We start from the raw sequence: 21842 nt of genomic DNA, 5'->3' as shown, positions 1-21842 counted from the left end.
GTGGCCGCTTCGGTGAACGGGTCGCGCGGGTGCTCCAGTTTGACTAGCGGTGAAGGCCCCGGAGGGGTTGGCGCTTCCTCCGGGGTGTGGGGTGGGTCAGCTGGCGGCTTGGGCGAGCAGGGGCTGGAGGGCCGGGTGCTGGAGGGCTTCCTCGGCGGCGGGGTCGTCCAGGACTTCCTGGAAGGCGGCGTTGATCCGCTCGGCCTTGGTGATCTCCGACATCGTCAGGGAGCTGACCGGGTTCCAGTAGGCGGTGGCCTTCTGCTGGCCGTCCTGCAGGATCCACCTCATGCCTGCCATGTTCGCGATGATGTGCTCGTCGAAGCCTTCGCGTGTCTTGTCGCCGGTGAGCGACTCTAGGCCGCCGGACTTCTCGATCCACGGGGCGATCTTGGTGTCCCACTCGGTGGTGTGCTGCATCCAGTCCACGAAGTGCTCGAAGCCGACGGTCAGGAACGCGTCGTCGATATAGGGCACCCACTCGGTCTCGAAAGTGGTGGCCCACAGCAGCTCCGTGCCGTTGTTGAAGATCACGTGGCGGGTGTCGCGCAGACCGGTCTTGATGGTGGCGGCCATGGGGGCCTGCTTCAGGGCTTCGACCATCCGCTGGCAGGCCGCCGCGCACTCCTGTTCGTGTCCCGGCTTGATGTGGAAGTACGTGGCCATCTCTGAAACGACACCGTCGGTGGCGCCCTTGCCCGCCTTCTTCGTGACCGTAGCGTTCATGACTTCCTCTTCCGTGAGAGACCCTGTGCGCGAATGCCGTGGCATTGGCGACATCTGCTGGTAGGAGCGGGATCTGCGTTTCCACGATCCCGATGTGAGACAGATTGACTCACAGTGAGTCTATGAGTCAACTTGTCTCATAGTGACCTGTGCCACAACGGCTCAGCCCGCATACGGCCACGGGGGTAGGTGGCCCTGGCGTTCGCGAGTCCCCCTCGGTGTACCGACCGGGGGCGGCATCGGTAGGGAGTCCCGATGGGCCCCAAGTCACTTGACGGCTCAGCGGGCCGGATCCCTCAGGCCGCGACCAGATCCCGCGAGCTGCACCTCGGCGCCGCGATCCCCCGTGTTCGACATTTATGGACATTCTCTGATATCACTGAAGTTCCATACGGCGTATGGAAAAGGGCGGAGTGCCACCGAACCTGTGACCTCCATTCCGCAGATGGCCGTCGGCTGCGCCCTCACGAGGGGTGAACTCGCCGATACGGCTTCGACATAGATGGGGCGCACCGCATCACATGCACAGCAATCGCTGGGTTTGCGGACGACGCCAACACGAAGGAGATAACCATGAGGAAGCTCACGAAGCGCATTTCTCTCGCTGCCGCCTCCGCGGCGGTCGCGGGTGGCGCCATTCTCGGCGCTGGGGGCACCGCCTCGGCCGCGGTTCCTGGGTCTGCGCACGTGCAGCGCCCGGCCGTCAGTGCCAAGGCCGGCGACTATCGCGGGGAACGCGGTGTCGCCTACCGGCACGACTCCGAGAAGGACTACCGCCGGGACGGATACAGCACCCGACAGCACAGCGACCGCTTCACCGCCTGGGACCGGTACGACCGCCGCGGTCACTTCTACTGCTGGGGCGACGAGGACCGCAGCTGGAAGTACGACAGGAACCACGGCTACGACTGGGACCGAAACAGCCGTGATTCGAACCGGTACGACCGTGCCTGGGACCGATACGACCACGCGTCGAAGCGGCACGACTGCGCCTCGAAGCGGTACGACCATGACTGGGGCCGACACGACCGTGACTCGAACCGGTACGACCGTGATTCGAACCGGTACGACCGTGCCTGGGACCGATACGACCACGCGTCGAAGTGGTACGGCCACGACGCGAACCGGTCCGACAACGGCTGAGGCCGAGACAACCGTGAGGCAGGGGCCGTCGGCACGGGTGGGCTCAGACCGTGCACGTCGCCGTGACAACCGCTGGCGGTAGGGCGGCGGACGCCGACCTCAGGATCGGCAACCCCTGGCTACCCCGGGAGGCAGGCAGGAGGGGCTCAACGGCGCCCTCCTGCCTGCACCCGTCGTCATCCCATGCGGCGTACGGAAGAGGCGATGCCGTGCAGCGTATGAAAGAGCCGCGTCGTCCTCGTCCGGCCGGAAGACCCCTCCGGGCGGGCTCTCACGGGTCTGCGCGTCGGAGTGGGCAGCAGCACTGACGAGAGCCGCGGCAGGCGACGAGGGGAGAACGGCTGCTGCGCCGCGATGTCCGCGCACCTTGATCACGTTCCTTTCAGAAGCGAGGGAAGACCGCACATGACAGCCGCACCCACGGCCACCGGCGGCCTCCGTTCCCGAGGGCAACGCATATCAGGCTCGATGAGCCGTGCCGAGTGGGCCCGCGCCGCCGGGATGGCCGCCTTCATCACCGTGCTTCACGTCGTCGGGTGGTTCACCCTGGTGGCGATCGTGTCCCCGGAACACCACAGCCTGGGTACCAAGGGCTTCGGGATCGGCATCGGGGTGACCGCCTACACCCTGGGGATGCGGCACGCGTTCGACGCCGACCACATCGCCGCGATCGACAACACCACCCGCAAGCTCATGGACGAGGGCCGACGTCCCCTGTCGGTCGGCTTCTGGTTCTCCCTGGGGCACTCCAGCGTCGTGTTCGTGCTGGCCCTCCTGCTCTCCCTGGGCGTCAAATCCCTTGCCGCACCAGTCCGTGAGGACAGCTCCGAGCTGCACCACGTCACCGAGTTGATCGGCACGACCGTCTCCGGAACGTTTCTCTACCTCATCGCGGTCATCAACATCGTCGTCCTTGCCGGCATCTGGAAGGTGTTCCGGCAGATGCGGTCCGGCCACTTCGACGAGGCCGTGCTGGAGCAGCAGCTCAACAACCGCGGCCTCATCAACCGCCTGTTGGGACGCGTGATGAAGTCGATCACCAAGCCGTGGCAGATGTATCCGCTCGGACTGCTCTTCGGTCTCGGCTTCGACACCGCAACCGAGGTCGCTCTGCTGGTGCTGGCCGGCACCGGAGCCGCCTCCGGCCTGCCCTGGTACGCCCTCCTTTGCCTTCCGGTCCTTTTCGCGGCTGGCATGAGCCTGCTGGACACCATCGACGGTTCTTTCATGAACTTCGCCTACGGCTGGGCCTTTTCCAAGCCGGTACGGAAGGTCTACTACAACCTCACCATCACCGGCCTGTCCGTCGCCGTCGCGCTGATCATCGGCACCGCCGAGCTGCTGGGCCCGCTCACCGACAAGGCCGGCCTGCACGGCACGTTCTGGGACTGGATCAGCGGTCTGGACCTGAACACCCTCGGCTTCGTCGTCGTCGGCCTCTTCTTCGCCACGTGGGCTGTTGCCCTGGCCGTGTGGAAGCTCGGCCGTGTCGAGGAGAAGTGGACCGCCGGGCTGCGGCCCGCCGAGCAACAGGCCGACTGACAGCGAGTGATGCGTGAGCCCGGCTGGAGGGCGCAGAAGTCCGTCACAGTCAACTCGGCTGGGGTGAAGAGTGGGCGCCGGTACTCAGAACAGCACCGGCGCCCACGGCATGGCACCTTTCACCCACCAGGCGGCGGCAGTGCCGTCAGGCCCAGGCGAGGGCGTGCTCGACGGGCACGCGGGGCAGCCGCGGGAACCACGGGTCGGCACCGGGGTGACCGATGTTGACCACAAGATGTGAGCGCCAGCTGGTACCGGCGAAGAACTCCTCGTCCACGCCGGCTTTGTCGAAACCCGCCATGGGACCGGCCGCGAGCCCCGCCGCGCGGACCGCGAGCAGGAAAACCCCGGTCTGCAGTGCCGAGTTGTACGCTGCGAGGCTCTCGCGCGTCTCGATCCGGTCGGCGAACGCCGCTCGCAGCATGTCGCCGCGAGCGGGGAAGACGGTCGGCATCTGCTCGTGGAAGTCGACGTCGTACGCCAGGATCGCCACGGCCGGCGCACTGAGCGTCTTGGCCCTGTTGCCCTCGTCGAGGTGCCCGACCAGTCGCTCCTTGCCCTCGCGGGTGCGCACGAAGAGCACGCGCAGAGGCTGGCCGTTGGCGGCGCTCGGCGACCAGCGGGCGAGTTCCCAGATCATGGCGAGTTCGTCGTCGGCAACGGCCACGTCGGCGAAGGTGTTCGCGGTGCGGGCCTCGGTGAACAGCACCTTTCGTCCGGCGTCGTCGAGGACATCGAGGGCCTGCGGTTCGCGGTCGGTCATGCTCATCATTTCTCTCTTACTTCGATTGTGTGGTGCCGGGGCGGGTTGACCGCCCCGGCACCACCCCGTGGGGACGGGGTTTGCGGAGCCGGGCGGGGCACAAGGACCCGGTGCTGTCACATGGGCTGTGTCCCCTGGCCGACGTCATGCGTTGTGTGCTGACCGCCTGTTCCGCTCCGCGCCCAGGCGGGCGAAGTAGGCGATCAGGTCGGGGTTGTCGACCGCCGCGGGGTTCAGGACCTGCTCGGCGGGGGCGCCCTGGAGCAGACGCTTGACGGGAACCTCGAGTTTCTTGCCGGTCTTCGTGTGCGGGAGCGCCGGTACGGCGAGGATCTCGTCGGGGACGTGGCGAGGTGAGGCGCCGGCTCGGATCGCGTCGCGGATCTTCTCGCGCAGGGAGTCGTCCAGGCCGACCCCGTCGGCGAGGACCACGAAGAGCGGCATCCAGTAGCCGCCGTCGGGCTCCTCCGCGCCGATGACGAGGGCCTCGGCGATCTCGGGGAGATGTTCGACGATGTCATGGATGTCGGCACTGCCCAGGCGCACACCGTTGCGGTTGAGGGTGGCATCGGAGCGGCCGTGCACGATCACCGAACCGTGCGACGTGAGCGTGATCCAGTCGCCGTGCCGCCACACACCGGGGTAGGCGCCGAAGTAGGCGTCGCGGTAGCCGCTGCCGTCGGGGTCGTTCCAGAAATACAGCGGCATGGAGGGCATGGGGCGGGTGACGACCAGTTCGCCGACCTGGTCGAGGACAGGGGTGCCCGCCTCGCCGTAGGCGGCCAGCGCCACGCCCAGGCCGGGGGCGGACAGCTGCCCCGCCCAGACGGGGGTCGTGGTGGCGCTGCCGGCGAAGGCCGAGACGACGTCCGTGCCGCCGCTGCTGGAGGCCAGCTGGACGCCTGCGCCCACGTGGTCGCGGACCCAGGGGTAGGCGGAGGCGGGCAGCGCGGAGCCGGTGCAGCCGATGACGCGGATGGCCGACAGGTCGTGCACGGAGGGTTCGATGCCCAGCTTGGCCATGGCCAGCAGGTACTGGGGGCTGGTGCCGAAGAGGGTGACCTTGTGGCGGGCCGCCAGCTCCCACAGGATGTCCGGGCGCGCCTGCGGTGCCGGGCTGCCGTCGTAGGTGCAAGTGGTGGCACCGGTCAGCAGGGTGGAGACGACCAGGTTCCACATCATCCAGTGGGTGGTGGTGTACCACAGCAGGCGGTCCCCGGTGCCCAGATCGCTCTGCAGGCCGAGCATCTTGAGGTGTTCGAGCAGAACCCCGCCGTGCCCTTGGACGATGCCCTTGGGTACGCCGGTGGTGCCGGAGGAGAACACCACCCACAGAGGGTGGTCGAACGGCACCGGGGCGATGGTGAGGTACTCGGCGCGAGTAGCCGAGTCCTCCCAGTCAACCGTCAGCCCCGAGTCCCCGCCCTCGGGCCAGGCAAGACCCACGTGGTCCACGAGCACCGTGGCCTTCAGCGTGGGCAGGGCGCGGACCAGTTCGAGCGAGGCGGTCCGACGGTCGTGTGTGGTGCCGTTGAACAGGTAGCCGTCCGCCGTGATGAGCACCGTGGGTTCGAGCTGGGCAAAACGGTCGGCGGCGGCCTTGGGCGCGTAGTCCTGGCCACACACCGACCACACCGCGCCCAGACTCGCGGTGGCGAGGAAGGCGACGATGGCGTGGGGGGTGTTGGGCAGGTAGCCCACCACCCGGTCGCCCTGTCCGACGCCGAGGTCGCGCAGGCTGGCAGCGACGGAAGCGACCCGGGCGCGCAGCTCCCGGCCCGTGATCTCATAGCCGGCTCCGGTCTCGTCCAGTGCGGTGATCGCTGGAGCGTCCGGCTGCAGGTTGCGCAGCGCGTGATGGGCGTAGTTGAGGGTGGCGCCGGGGAACCAGCGGGCGCCGGGCATGGTCTCCTCGGCCAGCACCCGCTCGTACTCAGTCGTCGCGTCGATGTCGAAGTAGTCCCACACCGCGGCCCAGAACCCTTCGAGGTCGGTGACGGACCAGTGGTGCAGGGCTCGGTAGTCCGTGGCGTCCTGAATCCCTTCGGCGTCCCGGTGCTGGACCACCCATCGGGCGAAGTCCGCGATGCGGCTGCGGGCGGCGGACCTCGGGTCGGGGGTGAAGAAGGGTTCCGTATACGGCGTGGAGTGCGGGCTGGTCATGGTGTGGTGTTCCTCGTCAGGGGACGGGCCGGACATCGGCGGTATGGCTCGCCGTGTGCAGCAAGGGGGCCCAGGTGGCGGTGTCCGTGAAGTCGCCGGTGCCGGCCTGGACGGTGTCCATCACGACGCGGTCCGGGCGCAGCAGGACGGCGTCGGCCCGGCCGCGTGCCAGCCAGCCGGCCAGAGTGCCGTCGTCGCCCAGGTCGTCCACGTGAATCATCGGGGCGCCCAGTGCGGTGGCCACGGCCATCATCGGCGCCGTGGGCGGCACAGCGGTCAGGGCGGCGAAGGAGTCCCCGAGGACGTCATCGAGGCGCACTCGCCTGCCGTCGTGCCGTACCCAGGGCTGCGGGCAGAAGGTGCCGGCCAGCACACGACGGGTCAACCTGGGGCGGCGCCGTACGAGTGGACCGGTGGTCAGGGTGGGACTGAGGTCACGGCCCACCGCCGCGGTCACGCCGGGGATACGACAGGCCGTGCCCACGACGGCCCGGCGGAGCGCCGCACCGCGGTCCTGTCCGCCGGTCATGGCCCAGCCGACGGCGACCGCGACTCGGATCACATGGCGGGCGTGCGGCTTGCGCTCGCGTTCGTAGGTGTCCAACAGCTCCTCGGGCGCGCCTTGTCGGAGGACACGAGCGAGTTTCCAGGCGAGGTTGTGGGCGTCACGCAGGCCCGCGCACAGACCCTGCCCGACGAAGGGCGGGGTGAGGTGAGCGGCGTCGCCCAGCAGGAAGACGCGCCCCTGGCGCCACCGGTCGGCGAGGCGGGCCCGGAAGGTGTACTGGGACTGGCGGATCACCTCGAAGTCATCGCCCGGCGAGGCATCGGGCGGCAGGTCCACCCAGGGGGCGACCAACTGGCGCAAGCGCTCCCATCCGTCCGGACCGTCCAGGGGCTGATCGTCGGCCAGCCGGAACTCCCAGCGGTAGCGGTCCTCACCGACGCGCATGAAGGTGCCCGGCCGGTTGGGGCAGCAGATCTGCTCGGCGCCTTCCCAGGTGCGCACCGGGCGGCTGGTGCGCACGTCGATGACCCGCCAGCTCTCCTCGAAATGCAGGTCCTCCCAAACGGCGCCGATGGCGTCGCGGGTGACGCTGCCCGCACCGTCGCAGCCGAGGACGGCATCGGCCCACAGGTGCTCCTCCTCGTCGCTGCCGGCGCGGCGGAAGGTGACCCGGACCGGACGCGTGGGGTCGTTCGATCCGTCGGTGTCCTGGGCGACGGACACGACCTCCACCCCGCCCCACAGCTCGCACTCCGGGCGGCGCGCCAGGGCGTCGCGCAACAGGCGTTCCAGCTCGGGCTGGTCGAACATGCTGGTCTGTGGGAAGCCGTGGTGCCCGTGCAGGGACCGCGGGAATTCAGCGATCATGCGGCGCCGGGCGTCCAGCAGCCGCAGCCCGCGCGCCGGGCGGGCGAGGGCGGCGAACTCCTCGTGGACACCGACGCTCTGCAGGATCCGGCGGATCTCGTCGTCCACGACAACGGCGCGCGGCAGAGGGTAGATGTCCCGGTGGCGTTCGAGGAGCAAGCTGCGCACTCCGCGCCGGGCGAGCAGGAGGGCGGCCGTGACCCCGACGGGTCCCGCACCGATGATCACCACCGGCCTATGGGCTGTGGCACTCACGGTGCGTCCGTAACGGGGGTCCGCTGCTCGCCGAGGTCGATGTGCCCGTCCGGGGTGGCGATCGTGGCGGTGATGAGGTCACCGCTGCGCAGATAACGGGGGTTCTTGGCCTGGCCCTTGAAGAACGCCTTCCACTTCAGTGCGGGCGGCAGCAGCGCACCGATCTTCTCGGCCAGCTTCGGCGGGGCCTTCAGAGCCGTGCCGCCGGGAGTGCCCGTCAGCAGCAGGTCACCAGGGTCGAGGGTCTGGAAGCGGGCGAGCAGGGTGAGCGCCTGCGCGGGCCGTACGATCATGTCGGCCAGCGTGCGGTCCTGGCGTGACACGCCGTTGACCGACAGCCGCAGCCGCAGGTTCAGCAGATGGGCGAAGTCCTCGGGCTCCAGCAGGGTCAGGTACGGACCCGTCGGAGTGAAGGTCGGATAGGACTTGCTCTCGTAGAACTGGGTCTTGGTCAGCTGGACGTCGCGGGCGCTGACGTCGTTGGTCAGGACAAGGCCGGCGACGTAGCGCGGCAGGTCCTGCTCCTCGACGACGGTGCCCACGGGCAGAGGGGCGCCCATGACGAGGCCGAGTTCCACCTCGTAGTCGAGAAAATTGACGTGCGCGGGACGGATGACCGGGGCATGGGGGCCGCTGACCGAGCCGGACGCCTTGCGGAAGAAGGTGGGCGGGATGTCCCCGGTGAAGCCTGAATCCTTGGCGTGACTGCGGTAGTTGACCATCTGGGCGACCACCCGGCACGGGGTGGTGACCGGGGGTAGCGCCACCAGGTCGGCGGCAGGTGTCCCCGGCCCGTCGGAGGCGGCGGCCGCGCGGACCGCGTCCCGGTCGGCGAGCAGTTCGGCGGTGGTGAGCGCCTTGGTCTCGATGCGGAAGGCGCGCTCGTCCCGGACGACCCACCAGCCTCCCCCACTCTCGGCTTCGCTCGAGCGGGAGGCGCCTCCAGTGGTGCGCAGAACATTGGTGCTCATGAGCTCATCGCTTTCATCAGGCCCAGCAGGCGTGCGGGGTCGAGTTCGTTGTCGCCACGCAGGGCCGTCATGACCTCGCGCAGCTTGGCGGGGGACGGGTTGGCGCCCAGGAAGTCGCGGGTGACCGGCGGGCCCCACTGGGCCAGGCCGCTCGACGACATCGGTGCCCAGCCGGGCTCCAGGTCGCAGGAGAACAGGTCGCCGTCGGCGAAGTGCTCCAGCATGAAGTGGTCGGGGTCGCGCCAGTAGTCGAACAGCTGGCTGCCCTGGATGTGTCGGCCGATGCCCCAGCTGCGCTGGTAGCCGCGCTCGCCCAGGTACTCCCCGCCGGCGGCGATCGAGTCGAGGTCGGTGACCTGGTAGGCCGAGTGGACGTAGCCGGTGCCGGGCCCCAGGTGCAGGGCCAGCGTGTGGTGATCGACGGCCACGCTCCCCTGGTCGCACCGGATGAACGCCATCGTCGGCCCGCGCCCGCGCTGCCCGTCCAGGAACAGGAAGTCGGACACGATCAACCCGAGGGTGTCCAGGTACCAGTCCAGGGTGCGGGCGAACACCCGTGTCTCCAGCACCACATGGCCCAGCCGCTGGATACGGGACGGCTCACGGGGCGGACGCTGGGTGATGTTCGTACGACGGTGATCGGTACCGAAGTTGAGGATCAGCGGCTCCTGCTCGGGCAGCGCGGGCAGCTGCTCGGCGCAGTGCACGACCCGGACCGGCAGGCCCGAGGGGTCGAGCAGGGCGACCGCCTGGCCACCGCCCGGCACGCCGATGTCCCGGACGGTACTGCCGGTGGCTCGGGCCAGCCGGTCCAGGTCGGCCCGCTCGGCCGCGCGGAACGCCGGCCCGATGAACCGGGACGCACGCCCCCGCCGGATGACCATGCAGGGTGAGCCCGCGAAGGTGCCGCGCAGCCATAGCTCCGCCTCTGTGCGGGCGGCGATCGCGAACCCGAAGTCACGCGCGAAGACCTCGGCCCGGTCCAGGTCCGGCTTCTCGAACTCGAGCCAGGCCAGATCAGCCGCCTTGATCACGGGATTCCGGGAACGTCCGGGGTGCTCACCGCGCAGGGCGCCCTGCTCACTGTGGAGGTCTTGGTGGGGCGTCTGGGGATCGGCCCTGTTAACGGGGGTGTGGGACATGGTGTCCTCCAAGCAACACTGCTGTAATGAGGAAATCATCAACTTTGCCGTAACCCATCGTCAATAGAGCGAGGCCAAATAATTGAGGATCTCATCAGTAATGGCAGACTCATCGCGACGGTTGTTACACTCGCCGTATGCCGACGTCAGCCCCGCCCAAGAACCGCTTCGAACGGCGCCGTGCCGAGACCCGCCAGGCGCTCGTCCGTGCGGCCCGGCAGATCCTCGCGGAGACCGGGGACACCAGCGCCAGCATCCAGGCCATCGCCGAGCGCGCGGACGTCGGTTTCGGCTCGTTCTACAACCACTTCGAGTCCAAGACGGAGCTGTTCGACGCCGCGGTGACAGACGCCCTGGACGAGTTCGGGCAGGTCATAGACGAGCGCGTGCGAGGAATCGACGACCCGGCCGAGCTCGTCGCTGCGGGCTTCCGGCTCACCGCCCGGATGGCGGACTCCCACCCTGAGATCATGCGGATCCTGCGTGACCGCGGTCTGGCCTACATCCACGCCGACCGCGGCCTCGCCCCGCGAGCCCTGCGTGACCTGGAGAACGGCATCGCCTCGGGCCGCTTCACCTGCCGCAACGCGACGACCGCCTTGTCCGCCGTGGGGGGCACCCTGATGTCCCTCGTGGCGCTGCGGCTGGCCCGCCCGGGCCTCGACGGCGACGAAGCCGCCTCGGACTTGGCCGAGATGGTCCTGCGCATGCTGGGCGTCCCGCCGGACGACGCCCACCAGCTGACCCGGCGGCCGCTGCCCGACCTCGGTTGACCCGAGCGCCTGCTGCGCCACGCCCCGGGGCCACCGGAAAGCCGTGGACGGCACTCCGTCCGCCGGTGGCCGCGCGGACCCTCGTCCTCGACCAGCCCGTGAGACCGATTCCCTCCCGGCCACCGCGCAGCCAGATGCGGCCGGCTGAGGCTTCGCAGTCCACCAGGGCGGCGTAACGTCGACAGAGTGGACTCCACCGCGGACAGTCTTCTGTCCCGTGCCGCGCATGAACTCAGCCCGCGAGCGGACGAGCTGATCCACGACGTAGTGCAATGCCTTCGGCGCGAGGTCCCCGAGCTGTGGGACGAACCGGGCCTCGCGCGGATGACGGGTGACAACGTCGCTGAGCATGTGGCCGCCCTGCTCGTCGGCATCGAGCAGGGCGTCGAACACGGCATCGAGCCAAGGCGGATCGATCCGCCGGCTGCCGACGCTGAGCGCGCGCGTCGGCTGGCTCAGCACGGGAAGCCGGTCACAGCGCTGCTGCGCGCCGTCCGGCTCGCCCAGGGCCTCATCCTCGACCGGCTGCTCGAAGAGCTGCCCCGGCTCACCAGCGATGCCGAGACGATCAGTGTGGCCACCCGCAAGCTGATCGCACTGGCGACCGAGTACACGGACCGCACATCGGAGACGGGCGTCCTGGCCTTCCAGGACGAGCGGGACCGTCAGGTTCAGTGGCGGCTGTCGGTGGTGAACGAGGCGAGCGTACGCGTCGGAACGACCCTGGACATCGCCCGCACCGCCCAGGAGTTGGCGGACTTGGCATGTGAGTGCTTCGCCGATGCCGTCACCGTCGACCTCCTCGACACGTCTTCCGGGGACGAGCCTCCCGCGATGGGCACACTCGTGGTCCGCCGGGTCGCCCAGCGGTCGGTAACGGACGGTTACGCCGGGGCGAGCTACGGGGAACCGCTGATTCCGCCGCAGCAACTCCACAGGTATCCGGACGGATCACCGCAGGCTCGCGCCCTGGTCACCGGCCAGCCCTCACGGCACCACCGCGGCGCATCCGCATCCATGCTGCTGGTGCCACTGTGCGCCCGGGGCACCACGCTGGGTGTCGCTCAGTTCTTCCGACACCACGACCACGACGCGTACGGGGACGAGGACCTGCTCCTCGCCCAGGAGATCGCGGCCAGGGCTGCGGTGGCCGTCGACAACGCCCGCCGCTATACGCACGCGCGCGACACCGCCCTTGCCCTCCAGCGCAGTCTGCTCCCGCGCGGTACACCCGAGCAGTCCGCCGTGGACGTTGCCTCCCGCTATCTGCCCGCCGCCTCCCAGCTCGGCGTGGGCGGCGACTGGTACGACGTCATCCCGCTCTCCGGTGCCAGGGTCGCACTCGTGGTGGGCGACGTGGTCGGCCACGGCATCCGGGCCGCCGCCACCATGGGTCGGCTGCGGACCGCCGTACGCACCCTCGCCGACATCGATCTGCCACCCGACGAACTCCTTACCCACCTGGACGACGTCGTCATCCGTCTGTCCGCCGAAGTCTCTTCCGAAGCGACCGCCGAGACGGACCCCGAAGCCACGGGTGACATCGGGGCCACCTGCCTGTACGCCGTGTACGATCCCGTCGCCGGCTGCTGCACCCTCGCCACCGCGGGGCACGTGCCGCCCGTGGTGGTGACCCGGGACGGAACCGCCGACATCATCGAGCTGCCCGTCGGCCCGCCACTCGGGCTGGGCGGCCTGCCGTTCGAGACGGCGGAGATCGACCTGCCCGAGGGCAGCCTCATCGCCCTCTGCACCGACGGCCTGATCGAGGCCCTCGACCACGACATCGAGGCGGGCCTCACCCGACTGTGCCAGGCCCTCGCGCAGTCCTCCGCCTCCTTGGAGGCGAGCTGCGACGCTCTCCTCGAAGCGCTCCTGCCCGCAGACCGACCGTGCGACGACGTGGCACTCCTCCTGGCCCGCACCCACGCCCTCGGGGACTGTCAGGTCGCCACGTGGGACGTGGACCCCGACCCGGCCGAGGTCGCCCGGGTCAGAGCGAGCGTTGCCGAGCAGCTGACCACCTGGGGACTGGAGGAACTGGACTTCACCGCGGAACTTGTCGTCAGCGAACTGGTCACCAACGCCATCCGTTACGGCCGGCCTCCCATCCAGCTGCGTCTCATCCACGATCGCACCCTCATGTGCGAGGTCGCGGATGCCGGCAGCACGACTCCGCACCTGCGCCGGGCACGTGCCTTCGACGAGGGCGGGCGAGGTCTGTTCCTCGTCGCCCAACTCACCGAGCACTGGGGAACGCGTCATGCCCGTGGTGGCAAGACGGTCTGGGCGGAGTGCGCCCTGGGTGCGCCGGAGCTCTTCGCGGGAGCGGCAGCGGTGGAGGCGGAAAGTATTCCGGGGGCCGTATGAGCACCATCTCGCCCGGCCCGCCGAGACGATCGCGAGGTTCCTCGGCGGCTTCGACTGGCCGACGATGCAGCACCAGCCGGTGTACGCCTGAACGCGGACAAGGAGTCACCTGATTCTTCACTTCGGAGTGGCGCTCACCGGGAGACCTCGCCTTCCGTTCCTCCCGCAGCAGCCCGTACATCGGTGCGTTCCCCGCAGAGGTACCACCCGGCTCGCCCTGCCCGACTACACCTGCCCCGGAGTCGGTGTGCCCCAGACCCGGATACCGGAAAGCCGCGGGCGCCGGTGCTCCCTCAAGCACCGGCGCCCACTCACCCCTGCCCGAGGTGGTCTTGATGAACTTTCTGTTCAGTTGTCAGGGGACGAGGATGAGGCGGATCGGATCGCCGATCTTGTTCTCCAGCCGGTTGACCGCGGCAGCGGCCTCGGCGAGCGGGAGGTGGCCGGTAATGGAGGGGGCCAGGTCGAGACGGCCGACCTCGGCGAGGCGGACCAGCTCGGTGACGGACTCGGGGCTGCCGCCGTAGTGGCCGCGCACCTGCTTGCCCAGGTAGTTGAAGGTCAGGCCCTCGGTGATGGTGAGGGGCCTGGGGCTGATGCCGACCAGGATGAGGGAGCCGCCCAGGCCGAGTGCGGCGGCGGCCTGCTCGCGGACGGCGGGCACGCCGGCGCAGTCGAAGGCGAAGTCGAGGCCGCGTCCGGCGGTGGCCGCGCGCACCTGGTCGGCGAAGTCGTCGGCAGCCGGGTCGAGGGCGAAGTCCGCGCCGAAGGCCAGGGCGCGTTCGCGGGCGCTGGGCAGCGGGTCGACGGCGATGATCGGTGCGGCGCCGGCCAGGCGGGCGAGGCGTACGTTGTGCGCGCCGACTCCGCCCACGCCCCAGACGCCGACGGACTGGGCGGGGCGTACGCCCGCGGTGGTGACGACGGCGGCGTAGGGGGTGGAGACCGCGTCGGGGATGATCGCGGCCTGGTCGAAGGGGAGGTTGTCGGGGATGGGGATGAGGGTGTCCTCACGGGCGACGGTGTACTGGGCCCAGCCGCCGTCGTAGTCGATGCCGGCGGTGCGCATCTGGGTGCAGGGGCGGCGGCGGACGCAGCCGGCGCACTGGCCGCAGGTCTTGCCGGCCTCCAGGGTGACGCGGGTGCCGACGGTCAGGCCGCGCTGGAGGTCGGGGCCAAGGGTGTGGATCACACCGGAGACCTCGTGGCCGACAGTGACCGTGTCGGAGGTGGCGAACAGGGGGACGAGGGAGCCGTCGATGAGGTGGACGTCTGAGAGGCAGACGCCTGCGGCTTTGACCTCGATGAGGACCTCGCCCGGGCCGGGCACGGGGACGGGGACCTCCTCCACGGCGAACTTCTTGCTGTCCAGGTGGAAGCGTCCGGCGAGCATGGTGTCCATGGTGCTCTGCTTTCTGTGAGCGGCACTCCCGGCGGTTCGGGCCGATGGGTGCCATGTAGTGCCTCGCGGGTGAGTGGTGGCCGGGATGGGTGCGGGGTGTCAGGACCGCCGCACCCTCCCGGCGTCTGGGGGTCAGGCGAAGACGTCCTGCTGGTAGCGCTCGTCGGCTTCGAGCTGGGCGAGCCACTGCTGGGCGGTCTCGTCGTCGCTGCCGGTGTGCTTGCGGTAGATGGCGGCGAGCGCCTCACGCACAGCGGGTGCCATGCGGCGGCCATCGCCGCAGACGTAGATGTACGCGCCGTTCTGGATGGCTTGCCACACGGTGTCGGCGGCGCCTGCGATGGCGTCCTGGACGAACCGGGCCGGGTGTCCGGTCACCGCGGAGAAGGCGGTGTGGACGTGGGCGATGCCGGACAGCGCCCACATCTCCATCTCGTCCCGGTAGAAGTAGTCGTGCTCAGGGTGGCGGCAGCCGACGAAGACCTGCGACAGGCCTACCTGCGTACCGTTCGCGTGCTGCCAGGCCCGCTCCTCGAGGAAGCCGCGCAGCGGTGCGATGCCGGTGCCGGGACCGATGAGGATCAGCGGCGTGGCCGGGTCGGCCGGCGGGGCGAAGGTGGGGGAGGGCACGCGCACGTAGCCGTAGAAGATGTCTCCGGGCTCGAGGCCTGCGATGTAGGAGGAGCAGGTGCCGCGGTACCGGCCGTCGCCGGACAGGGCCGGGCCTTCCAGCAGTCCGACGGTCAGGCGCACGTGCCGGGGGTTGGCCAGCGGGGCGGAGGAGATGGAGTAGAACCGCGGGCGGATCGGGCCCGTCATCTCCAGGAAGACCGCCAGCGGCAGTTCGACCGCGGGGAAGCGATCCAGCAGGTTGAGCACGGAGACGCGCTTGCCCAGGACCTCGGTCTGGTAGCGCTCCTCGGCCTCGGCGGTGTCGGCCGTGTAGGCCTCCAGCTGCGGCCGGGTCCATGGGCAGTCGGTGTACCCGGTCAGCGTCTGTATCTGGGAGCGGGTGGCCACGTCCTGCAGCTCAACGAACTCGGTGAACAGCAGGCCCGCGGTGACGGGAGTGCCCACCGGCAGGTGGGTGCGGCCGCCGGCCGGCTGGTCCAGGCGCAGGACCTGGTCGCGGTCGACGCCGAGCCGCGCGAGGGCGCGGTTGACCAGCTGCGGCTCGTTCTTGGCGAAGACGGCCAGGTGGTTGCCGGTGTCATAGGTGACACCGTCGGGGAGTTCGACGGTGATGGACTTCGCGGCCGGGCGAGGCGGCTCGATGCTGAAGTCCCACAGCCCGGTCGCGTCGCTGACCAGCTCCTCGTTGGCGACCACGGTGAGGGGGTAGGCCTGCTCGGAGACGATCGCGGGACGCACCTCCGCCTCGGTCAGCAACTGCACCTCGAAGCGCGGGCCGCTGGCCTGGGAGGTGTCGGCGGCGTACTCCTCGGCCAGGGTGGCCCACAGGGTGTCCATCCAGCGGGAGGCCATGCCGTCGAAGTCACCGGCGGCGTCCGCGATGCCGCGCTCGATGACGCGGGTGGCGCCGGCGGCCAGCAGGCCTGCCTCGATCCGCTTGGGGAAGCCCTGGTAGGTGGCCACCCACTGGGTGTTGCCGGCGCCCAGCAGCGCGAACCGCACGTTGGACAGCGAGCCCTCCGGCAGGCCGGCGGCGAGCAGGTCGTCGAAACGCTGCGCGTTGTCCGGGGCCTTGCCGTTGTAGCTGGAGGCCACGACGACGAGCAGGCCCTCGGTGGGCAGGTTGTCGCCCAGCTCGTCCAGGCCGACCAGGGTGGTGCCGAATCCGGAGCGCTCGCCACGGTCGGCGATGGTGCGCGCCAGGTCCTCGCACGAGCCAAGGCTGGAGCCGTAGGCGACGGTCAGGTTCACCCCGACACCGCTGACCGCGGCCTGCTCCCGCGTGTCGTCCCTCTGCAGGTCCACTGCGCCGAACACGGTCCGCTCGTGCTCCTGACGGGCCCGCACCTTCAGTTCGAAGCCGCCGGGCTTGCGCGTCAGCGCCTCCTTGACGTCCATCTTGTAGTCGCTGGTGTCGGCGAACTTGAACTTCTGCAGCACCAGCGCGAGGGCCAGACGGGCCTCGGTGAGCGCGAACTGCCGGCCGATGCAGGCACGCACGCCGTTGCCGAACGGCTTGTAGGCGTGCGGGTGGTGGTTGACCCGGTTCTCCGGCAGCCACCGGTTGATGTCGAACTCCTCCGGGCGGTCCCAGGCCTTGGGGTGGGTGTGCAGCGGACCCTCAAGGATGTTGACCCGCGCTCCCTTCTTCAGCCCGTAGCAGCCGCCGATGACGGTGTCCTCCAGCGGGGACTTGCCGATCATCGGGATGGGAGCCCACAGGCGCAGTGTCTCCTCCAGGATCCGCGGGATCACGTCCATCTGCATGATCGTGTCGTAGTCCGGGACCGTGTCACCCGGCAGCAGCCGGTCCACCTCGGCGTAGGCCTGGGCCAGGATGTGCGGGTTGCGCATCAGCGAGTACGTGGCGAACGACAGCAGACCACTGGTGGTCTCGTGACCGGCGATCAGGAACGTCAGCACCTGGTCACGGACGTTGTCGTCGTCCAGCCCCTTGCCGGTCTCCGGGTCGGTGGCCTCCAGCATCAGGCCCAGCAGGTCGTCCTCACCGGTGCCCTTCCCATCACGACGCTCCTTGATCACACTCTCGACCAAGTCCCGCATCAGCCGGATGTTCTCGCGGTACTTCTTGTCATCGGCCTTGCGCATCTTGGTCATCATCGGCAGCTCCTGCGAGCGCCGCAGCGACTCGATGAGGGCCTGCAGCAGCGCGTTGAGGAAGGGGTGCAGATCCTCCTTGGCGAAGGAGTCGAACCGGTAACCGAACCCCGTCAGGGCGATGGTGTCCAGGGTCAGCCGGGTGTAGTCGTCGGTGATGTTGACCGGCTGGCCCTCCTTGCGCTCCCACTTGCCCGCCAGGTTCTGGGCGATCTCCAGCATCTGCCCGAAGTAGCCCTTCATCGCCCGCTGGCTGAAGGCCGGGAGGAGGACTCGGTGCGCCATGCCCCATTCCTCCTCGTGCTGGTGGGCCGTGAACAGGGCGGCTCCCGCATAGTCCCGGACATGGGCCAGCGGCGTCTTGTCGATCTGCTTGAAGAACCGCGTCTCGTCACAGACCTCGGCCACCAGGTCCGGGTCCCAGACGAAAACCTGCTCGATGCCGGCGATCTCCATGCCGTAGAGCCCCTCGGGGAACTGCTTGGACAGCTTGCCGAAGTACTCCACTGGGTTGGTGCTGGGGATCTGCGGCGTGTGGCCGAAGAGCGGGACCCCCCGCGGAGAACGGATGGGCCGCAGGTCGGTCTCGGGCTGTGTGGTCATGGCTGGCTCCTTCAAGGGGAAAGGCGGGCAGGGCGCCATGCGGTGTCGCGGGGCGCCGGTACGGCAGCACCCGGTTTCCATACGCTGTATGCCTTCAGTAGTACCATACGACGTATGGAAATTCAATCGGCGGGCCCGGAGTCGAGAAACAGGAACGTTCGGCTCATCAGGGACGGCGTCGCTCGTCGCAGCGGGGTCGCATCAAGATCAGGCGCTTGCGAACGCTCTCCCGGCTGGAGGGGGCGAGGGGCGAGACCGGTCGCCGTCAGTCGGCGGCTCGACCGGGCTCCTCCAGGTGGGTGCGACCCACGGAGGACGTCTACGGTCCGCGACGGCGGCCGCGCCGACATCCCGGCGAGGAGCCAATCCCCCTGCCTGTCAGTACGCATCGCGGCGGTCGGGTCTGCATCCATACGCGTCGGTGGCTGACGGCAGCGCCGGAGAAGCAGGCGCGTGTGCCGCGTCGTGGCGGCGCCTCTACGTCTCTGTGCCGCGCTCGATCGGTCCGGCGTCAGTCCGTGAGAGCGGGCAAGTCGGGTTCGCGAGGGTCTTCTCGGCAGGGCATACCTGCGATCCGCTGCCGCAGGCGAGCACACCAGGGAAGGGGGACGGCCGACACGCCTTGCCTGGTTTATGCCCGCACGCGTCAGGCGGCAGTGCGCTGAGGCCGCCGCTCGAGCGTCTTGCCGCACTCCTCGAGCGCAGCTTCCAGTCGAGCCTTTTCCTGTTCAAGGCGCGCCTTGGCGACCTCGTCGCCCACCAAGGCCAACCAGTCCGGGACTGTCCGCGAAGCCGGAAGAACGGGGGGCTGAAAACGGTGCCACTGCCCTCCGCATTGGCGAAGGCTGGTACCGTACACCGTATGGCGACTGAACGGAAGCCCCCTCGGGGCACGAGAAAGAGGGACGTACCGCTCACCAAGGACGGCATCCACGCCATGGCGTTGCAGCTCATCGACGCCGACGGGGTCGAGGAGCTCACCATGCGCAAACTCGCGGCCGCGCTAGATGCGAACCCGATGTCGCTGTATCACCACGTGCCGAACAAGGACGCCGTGCTGCGCGGCGTGGCCCACCGGGTCGGTTCGCAGTTCAGCGCGGAGGAGCGGGGAGACATCCCCTGGCAGGACCGACTGCGTGAACTGGCCCGGGACTTCCGCGAACTGTCGCACCGTCACCCGAAACTGATGGGGTATTCCTTCACACGCCCCGACTACGTGCAGCCGGAGGACCCCTTCTGGCAGGCACTGATCGACATCCTGGCCACCGCGAAACTGCCCGAGGAGGAGATTCCGCGCGTCGCCGCGACCCTGGTCGGTGTGTTCACAGGTTTGCTACTCAGCGAACTGAACGGGGCACTGCAGCGGTGGGCCACTCTGCCGCCGGCACCGTCGGGCCTCAACGAGGAAGAAGCGCCCCCGCCCTCCAAGGACGTGATCGACACTATGTTCAACTCCACGCTGGACGCCGCGGTCGCCGGAGTGGAGAACCATGTCGCACGAGCCCGCGACAGGGTGTGACGGAAGCGATACGGCTCTGGTGGGGCGGTGCGCGGTCCGGCGGCGTCCCCGCCGGGCCGGCCTGGTGCCGCCGCGACAGCGAAGGGCCATAGTGGAGGCAGGAACATAGAGAGGCCGCTGCGATGTCCGGAGCGCCGACACAGCACACGTCAGCCCGGTACCTGCCGATTGCCGAGCACGGCTTGATCGGGGACCTGCGCACAGCGGCCCTGGTGGGTACCGACGGGACCATCGACTGGTACTGCTGCCCGTCCTTCGACTCCCCGAGCGTGTTCGCCGCCATCCTGGACGCGGACCTGGGACGGGCGTTCGAACTGTCCGCGGCCGTGCCCGCCGTCACGAAACAGTTCTACTTCCCCGACACCAACGTACTGATCACCCTCGGCTACGGCGCCCACCCGCACACCCTGCGGATGTTGGAGGGCGCCGCCCTGTTCGCTTCCGAGACGCTGTCGCCGACGCTGACCTCGACGGTGCCGCTGGAGTCCGACGGGAAGGACGTACGGGCCGAGTTCACGCTGTCCCAGGGCGACACGGCGGTCTTCGCGCTCTAGCGGGTCACCGACGAGACTCCGCCGCGCGGCTGCCCGCACGCCGAGGACGAGCGGGAGTTCACCGCCACGGTCGCCTTCTGGCGGCACTGGCTGCAGCAGTCCCGCTACCGCGGCCGCTGACGGGAGATGGTGCACCGCTCCGCCCTCACCCTGAAGCTGCTCACCTACGCCCCCACCGGTGCGATCGTGGCGGCCCCGACCACGAGCCTGCCCGAGCAGCTCGGCGGCGGCCGCAACTGGGACTACCGCTACACGTGGATACGCGACTCCGCGTTCGCCGTCTATGCGCTGCTCAGACTCGGCTTCGCCGAGAAGGCCGAGGCGTTCACTGGCTTCCTCACCAGCACATCGACCGGCGCGACGACGGACCGTCCGGGCCGCTGCAGATCATGTACGGCATCGACGGACGGGCCGAGCTCCCCGCACACGAGCTGCCCCACCTCGGGGGCTACCGGGGCTCGGCGCCCGTGCGGGTCGGCAACGGCGCGGCCACCCAGCTGCAACTCGATATCTACGGCGCTCTGATCGACTCCGTGTACCTGTACGACAAGTGGTGCCGGCCCTCTCCAGTGGCCACTGGCGCGCGGTGTGCGCGCTGGTGGACTGGGTCTGCGAGCACTGGGACCAGCCGGACGAGGACGTGTGGGAGACCCGCGGTGGGCGGAAGAAGTTCCTCTACTCCCGGCTGATGTGCTGGGTGGCCATCGAACGCGCCATCCGCATGGCCCTGCACCGCAGCCTGCCCGCCGAACTCGGCCGCTGGGGTCCGGTCCGGGACCGGATCTACTCGCAGATCATGGACAAGGGCTGGTCGCCCACCAGGCAGGCCTTCGTCCAGCACGAGGAGGGCGACGTACTGGACGCATCGGTGCTGACGATGCCGCTGACCAAGTTCGTCTCCCCCACCGATCCCGTCCGGCTGTCCACTCTCGATGCCCTCGGCAACGAATTCGTCTCCGACTCCCTGGTCTGGCGCTATGACCCGGAGGCCAGTCCCGACGGCCTCGAAGGCGACGAAGGCACGTTCTCCATCTGCTCCTTCTGGTACGTCGAGGCCCTCACCCGCGCCGGACGACTGGACGAAGCCCGCCTGGCCTTCGAGAAGATGCTCACCTACGCCAACCATGTCGGCCTGTACGACGAGGAGATCAGCCACACAGGTGAGCAACTGGGCAACTTCCCGCAGGCATTCACCCACCTCGCCCTCATCAGCGCGGCCTACAACCTCGACCGCGCCCTGGGCTGACGACCGACCGGCGGCGTTCCTCGATCAGTCGCCGTGGGAGCCTCCCGTTCCGCCCTCATGTCGAGCTGCGCGCCGAGGAGGGGCTGCTGTACGTCACGGCCGTGCCGGACGATAAGCGGTTCCCCGACCCCGACCGGTTCGACCCGACCCGCCCGCACAAGGCGGGCCTCGTGCGGGAAAAGGCCGAACATGTGCAGGAGCATCTCCGCCATGGTCTGTGCAGCCTGGTCCATGTGGGGTTCCGGCCGGTTGAACCACAGTTCCAGGAGCGCCAGCAGGCCGCCGTTGACCACCGTCAGGGCGATGACCGGGTCGGCCACGGTGAAGTGGCCCGTGGCCATGCCCTGCCCCCATGTCGCGCTTCGCGCGGGTGGCCAGTCCGTGGCTGGCGCACATGCGGCCGAGCTCGCTGTGGCACAGGATCCGGAGGATCTCCGAGTACGCGCCGGCCATGCGTGCGCTGAGCCGCACGCCCCCAGCGAGGCGCTCGGCGGGATCGCCGGTGCTGTGCAGGCGTTCGTCGATGGCTCGGTCGTACTCGTCT

17 protein-coding genes are annotated in these 21842 nt (G+C 69.3%); 8 read left to right on the top strand and 9 right to left on the bottom strand.

Annotated elements, in window-relative coordinates; translation table 11 throughout:
* Positions 1-96 precede the first annotated feature (96 nt).
* On the bottom strand, positions 97-726 hold the full coding sequence (locus tag OHB41_RS46400; RefSeq protein WP_266707839.1) for a hypothetical protein: 630 nt from the start codon (positions 724-726) through the stop codon (positions 97-99).
* A 573-nt stretch (positions 727-1299) separates the two neighbouring features.
* Between OHB41_RS46400 and OHB41_RS46395 the strand changes: the two genes are divergently transcribed.
* Complete coding sequence (locus OHB41_RS46395; RefSeq protein ID WP_266707837.1) at positions 1300-1869, top strand: hypothetical protein; 570 nt, start codon at positions 1300-1302, stop codon at positions 1867-1869.
* 405 nt (positions 1870-2274) lie between these two features.
* Positions 2275-3411 carry a Nickel transporter NicT gene (gene nicT, locus OHB41_RS46390; protein ID WP_266707835.1) on the top strand — a complete coding sequence of 379 codons (1137 nt, stop codon included), beginning with the start codon at positions 2275-2277 and terminating at the stop codon, positions 3409-3411.
* Between the two features lie 145 nt (positions 3412-3556).
* On the opposite strand, the gene OHB41_RS46385 is transcribed toward nicT, so the two are convergent.
* The 5 genes from OHB41_RS46385 to OHB41_RS46365 all read right to left on the bottom strand — a co-directional run bounded on the left by OHB41_RS46385 (position 3557) and on the right by OHB41_RS46365 (position 10080).
* Complete coding sequence (locus OHB41_RS46385) at positions 3557-4174, bottom strand: malonic semialdehyde reductase (protein ID WP_526025092.1); 618 nt, start codon at positions 4172-4174, stop codon at positions 3557-3559.
* Positions 4175-4318: 144 nt separating this feature from the next.
* Positions 4319-6337, bottom strand: a complete 2019-nt coding sequence (locus tag OHB41_RS46380; protein ID WP_266707833.1) for an acetoacetate--CoA ligase — start codon at positions 6335-6337, stop codon at positions 4319-4321.
* 16 nt (positions 6338-6353) lie between these two features.
* A complete protein-coding gene (locus OHB41_RS46375) occupies positions 6354-7967 on the bottom strand; it encodes a bifunctional 3-(3-hydroxy-phenyl)propionate/3-hydroxycinnamic acid hydroxylase MhpA (RefSeq protein ID WP_266707831.1) in 1614 nt (537 codons plus the stop codon).
* Positions 7964-8938 carry a fumarylacetoacetate hydrolase family protein gene (locus OHB41_RS46370; RefSeq protein WP_266707829.1) on the bottom strand — a complete coding sequence of 325 codons (975 nt, stop codon included), beginning with the start codon at positions 8936-8938 and terminating at the stop codon, positions 7964-7966. The genes OHB41_RS46375 and OHB41_RS46370 overlap by 4 nt, the downstream gene beginning before the upstream one ends.
* A complete protein-coding gene (locus OHB41_RS46365; RefSeq protein ID WP_266707827.1) occupies positions 8935-10080 on the bottom strand; it encodes a VOC family protein in 1146 nt (381 codons plus the stop codon). The genes OHB41_RS46370 and OHB41_RS46365 overlap by 4 nt, the downstream gene beginning before the upstream one ends.
* A 137-nt stretch (positions 10081-10217) precedes the next feature.
* Between OHB41_RS46365 and OHB41_RS46360 the strand changes: the two genes are divergently transcribed.
* Both OHB41_RS46360 and OHB41_RS46355 read left to right on the top strand, forming a co-directional pair.
* On the top strand, positions 10218-10853 hold the full coding sequence (locus OHB41_RS46360) for a TetR/AcrR family transcriptional regulator (RefSeq protein WP_266707825.1): 636 nt from the start codon (positions 10218-10220) through the stop codon (positions 10851-10853).
* 186 nt (positions 10854-11039) lie between these two features.
* The gene (locus OHB41_RS46355; protein ID WP_266707823.1) at positions 11040-13223 is read left to right on the top strand and encodes an ATP-binding SpoIIE family protein phosphatase; all 2184 of its coding nucleotides are present in this window, start codon (positions 11040-11042) and stop codon (positions 13221-13223) included.
* 355 nt (positions 13224-13578) lie between these two features.
* On the opposite strand, the gene OHB41_RS46350 is transcribed toward OHB41_RS46355, so the two are convergent.
* Together OHB41_RS46350 and OHB41_RS46345 are read right to left on the bottom strand one after the other, a co-directional pair.
* On the bottom strand, positions 13579-14625 hold the full coding sequence (locus OHB41_RS46350) for a zinc-binding dehydrogenase (RefSeq protein ID WP_266707821.1): 1047 nt from the start codon (positions 14623-14625) through the stop codon (positions 13579-13581).
* Between the two features lie 132 nt (positions 14626-14757).
* Complete coding sequence (locus OHB41_RS46345; RefSeq protein ID WP_266707819.1) at positions 14758-17979, bottom strand: bifunctional cytochrome P450/NADPH--P450 reductase; 3222 nt, start codon at positions 17977-17979, stop codon at positions 14758-14760.
* A gap of 862 nt (positions 17980-18841) precedes the next feature.
* Between OHB41_RS46345 and OHB41_RS46340 the strand changes: the two genes are divergently transcribed.
* The 4 genes from OHB41_RS46340 (at position 18842) to OHB41_RS52810 (ending at position 21298) form a co-directional block, all read left to right on the top strand.
* Positions 18842-19498: a TetR/AcrR family transcriptional regulator gene (locus tag OHB41_RS46340; protein WP_266707817.1), complete on the top strand. Its 657-nt coding sequence runs from the start codon at positions 18842-18844 to the stop codon at positions 19496-19498.
* A 122-nt stretch (positions 19499-19620) separates the two neighbouring features.
* Positions 19621-20052 carry a trehalase-like domain-containing protein gene (locus OHB41_RS52820; protein WP_526025091.1) on the top strand — a complete coding sequence of 144 codons (432 nt, stop codon included), beginning with the start codon at positions 19621-19623 and terminating at the stop codon, positions 20050-20052.
* A gap of 126 nt (positions 20053-20178) precedes the next feature.
* Complete coding sequence (locus OHB41_RS52815; protein ID WP_526025110.1) at positions 20179-20577, top strand: glycoside hydrolase family 15 protein; 399 nt, start codon at positions 20179-20181, stop codon at positions 20575-20577.
* Positions 20578-20602: 25 nt separating this feature from the next.
* Positions 20603-21298: a glycoside hydrolase family 15 protein gene (locus OHB41_RS52810; RefSeq protein ID WP_526025090.1), complete on the top strand. Its 696-nt coding sequence runs from the start codon at positions 20603-20605 to the stop codon at positions 21296-21298.
* On the opposite strand, the gene OHB41_RS46330 is transcribed toward OHB41_RS52810, so the two are convergent.
* Entirely contained in the window at positions 21271-21639 is a 369-nt protein-coding gene (locus OHB41_RS46330) for a hypothetical protein (RefSeq protein ID WP_266707815.1), read from the bottom strand. The genes OHB41_RS52810 and OHB41_RS46330 overlap by 28 nt on opposite strands.
* Between the last annotated feature and the right edge of the window lie 203 nt (positions 21640-21842).

It is taken from the genome of Streptomyces sp. NBC_01571 (assembly GCF_026339875.1).
GTDB lineage: Bacteria > Actinomycetota > Actinomycetes > Streptomycetales > Streptomycetaceae > Streptomyces.
This window is presented reverse-complemented; position numbering and strand designations above follow the sequence as displayed.

Coding starts and splice junctions, on each gene's coding strand:
- OHB41_RS52820 (WP_526025091.1), top strand. CDS start 19,621: ATGTCCGGAGCGCCGACACAGCACACGTCAGCCCGGTACCTGCCGATT.
- OHB41_RS46380 (WP_266707833.1), bottom strand. CDS start 6,337: ATGACCAGCCCGCACTCCACGCCGTATACGGAACCCTTCTTCACCCCC.
- OHB41_RS46385 (WP_526025092.1), bottom strand. CDS start 4,174: ATGACCGACCGCGAACCGCAGGCCCTCGATGTCCTCGACGACGCCGGA.
- OHB41_RS46360 (WP_266707825.1), top strand. CDS start 10,218: ATGCCGACGTCAGCCCCGCCCAAGAACCGCTTCGAACGGCGCCGTGCC.
- OHB41_RS46395 (WP_266707837.1), top strand. CDS start 1,300: ATGAGGAAGCTCACGAAGCGCATTTCTCTCGCTGCCGCCTCCGCGGCG.
- OHB41_RS46400 (WP_266707839.1), bottom strand. CDS start 726: ATGAACGCTACGGTCACGAAGAAGGCGGGCAAGGGCGCCACCGACGGT.
- OHB41_RS52815 (WP_526025110.1), top strand. CDS start 20,179: ATGGTGCACCGCTCCGCCCTCACCCTGAAGCTGCTCACCTACGCCCCC.
- OHB41_RS46365 (WP_266707827.1), bottom strand. CDS start 10,080: ATGTCCCACACCCCCGTTAACAGGGCCGATCCCCAGACGCCCCACCAA.
- OHB41_RS46370 (WP_266707829.1), bottom strand. CDS start 8,938: ATGAGCACCAATGTTCTGCGCACCACTGGAGGCGCCTCCCGCTCGAGC.
- OHB41_RS46330 (WP_266707815.1), bottom strand. CDS start 21,639: ATGGCCACGGGCCACTTCACCGTGGCCGACCCGGTCATCGCCCTGACG.
- OHB41_RS46340 (WP_266707817.1), top strand. CDS start 18,842: ATGGCGACTGAACGGAAGCCCCCTCGGGGCACGAGAAAGAGGGACGTA.
- OHB41_RS46350 (WP_266707821.1), bottom strand. CDS start 14,625: ATGGACACCATGCTCGCCGGACGCTTCCACCTGGACAGCAAGAAGTTC.
- OHB41_RS46345 (WP_266707819.1), bottom strand. CDS start 17,979: ATGACCACACAGCCCGAGACCGACCTGCGGCCCATCCGTTCTCCGCGG.
- nicT (WP_266707835.1), top strand. CDS start 2,275: ATGACAGCCGCACCCACGGCCACCGGCGGCCTCCGTTCCCGAGGGCAA.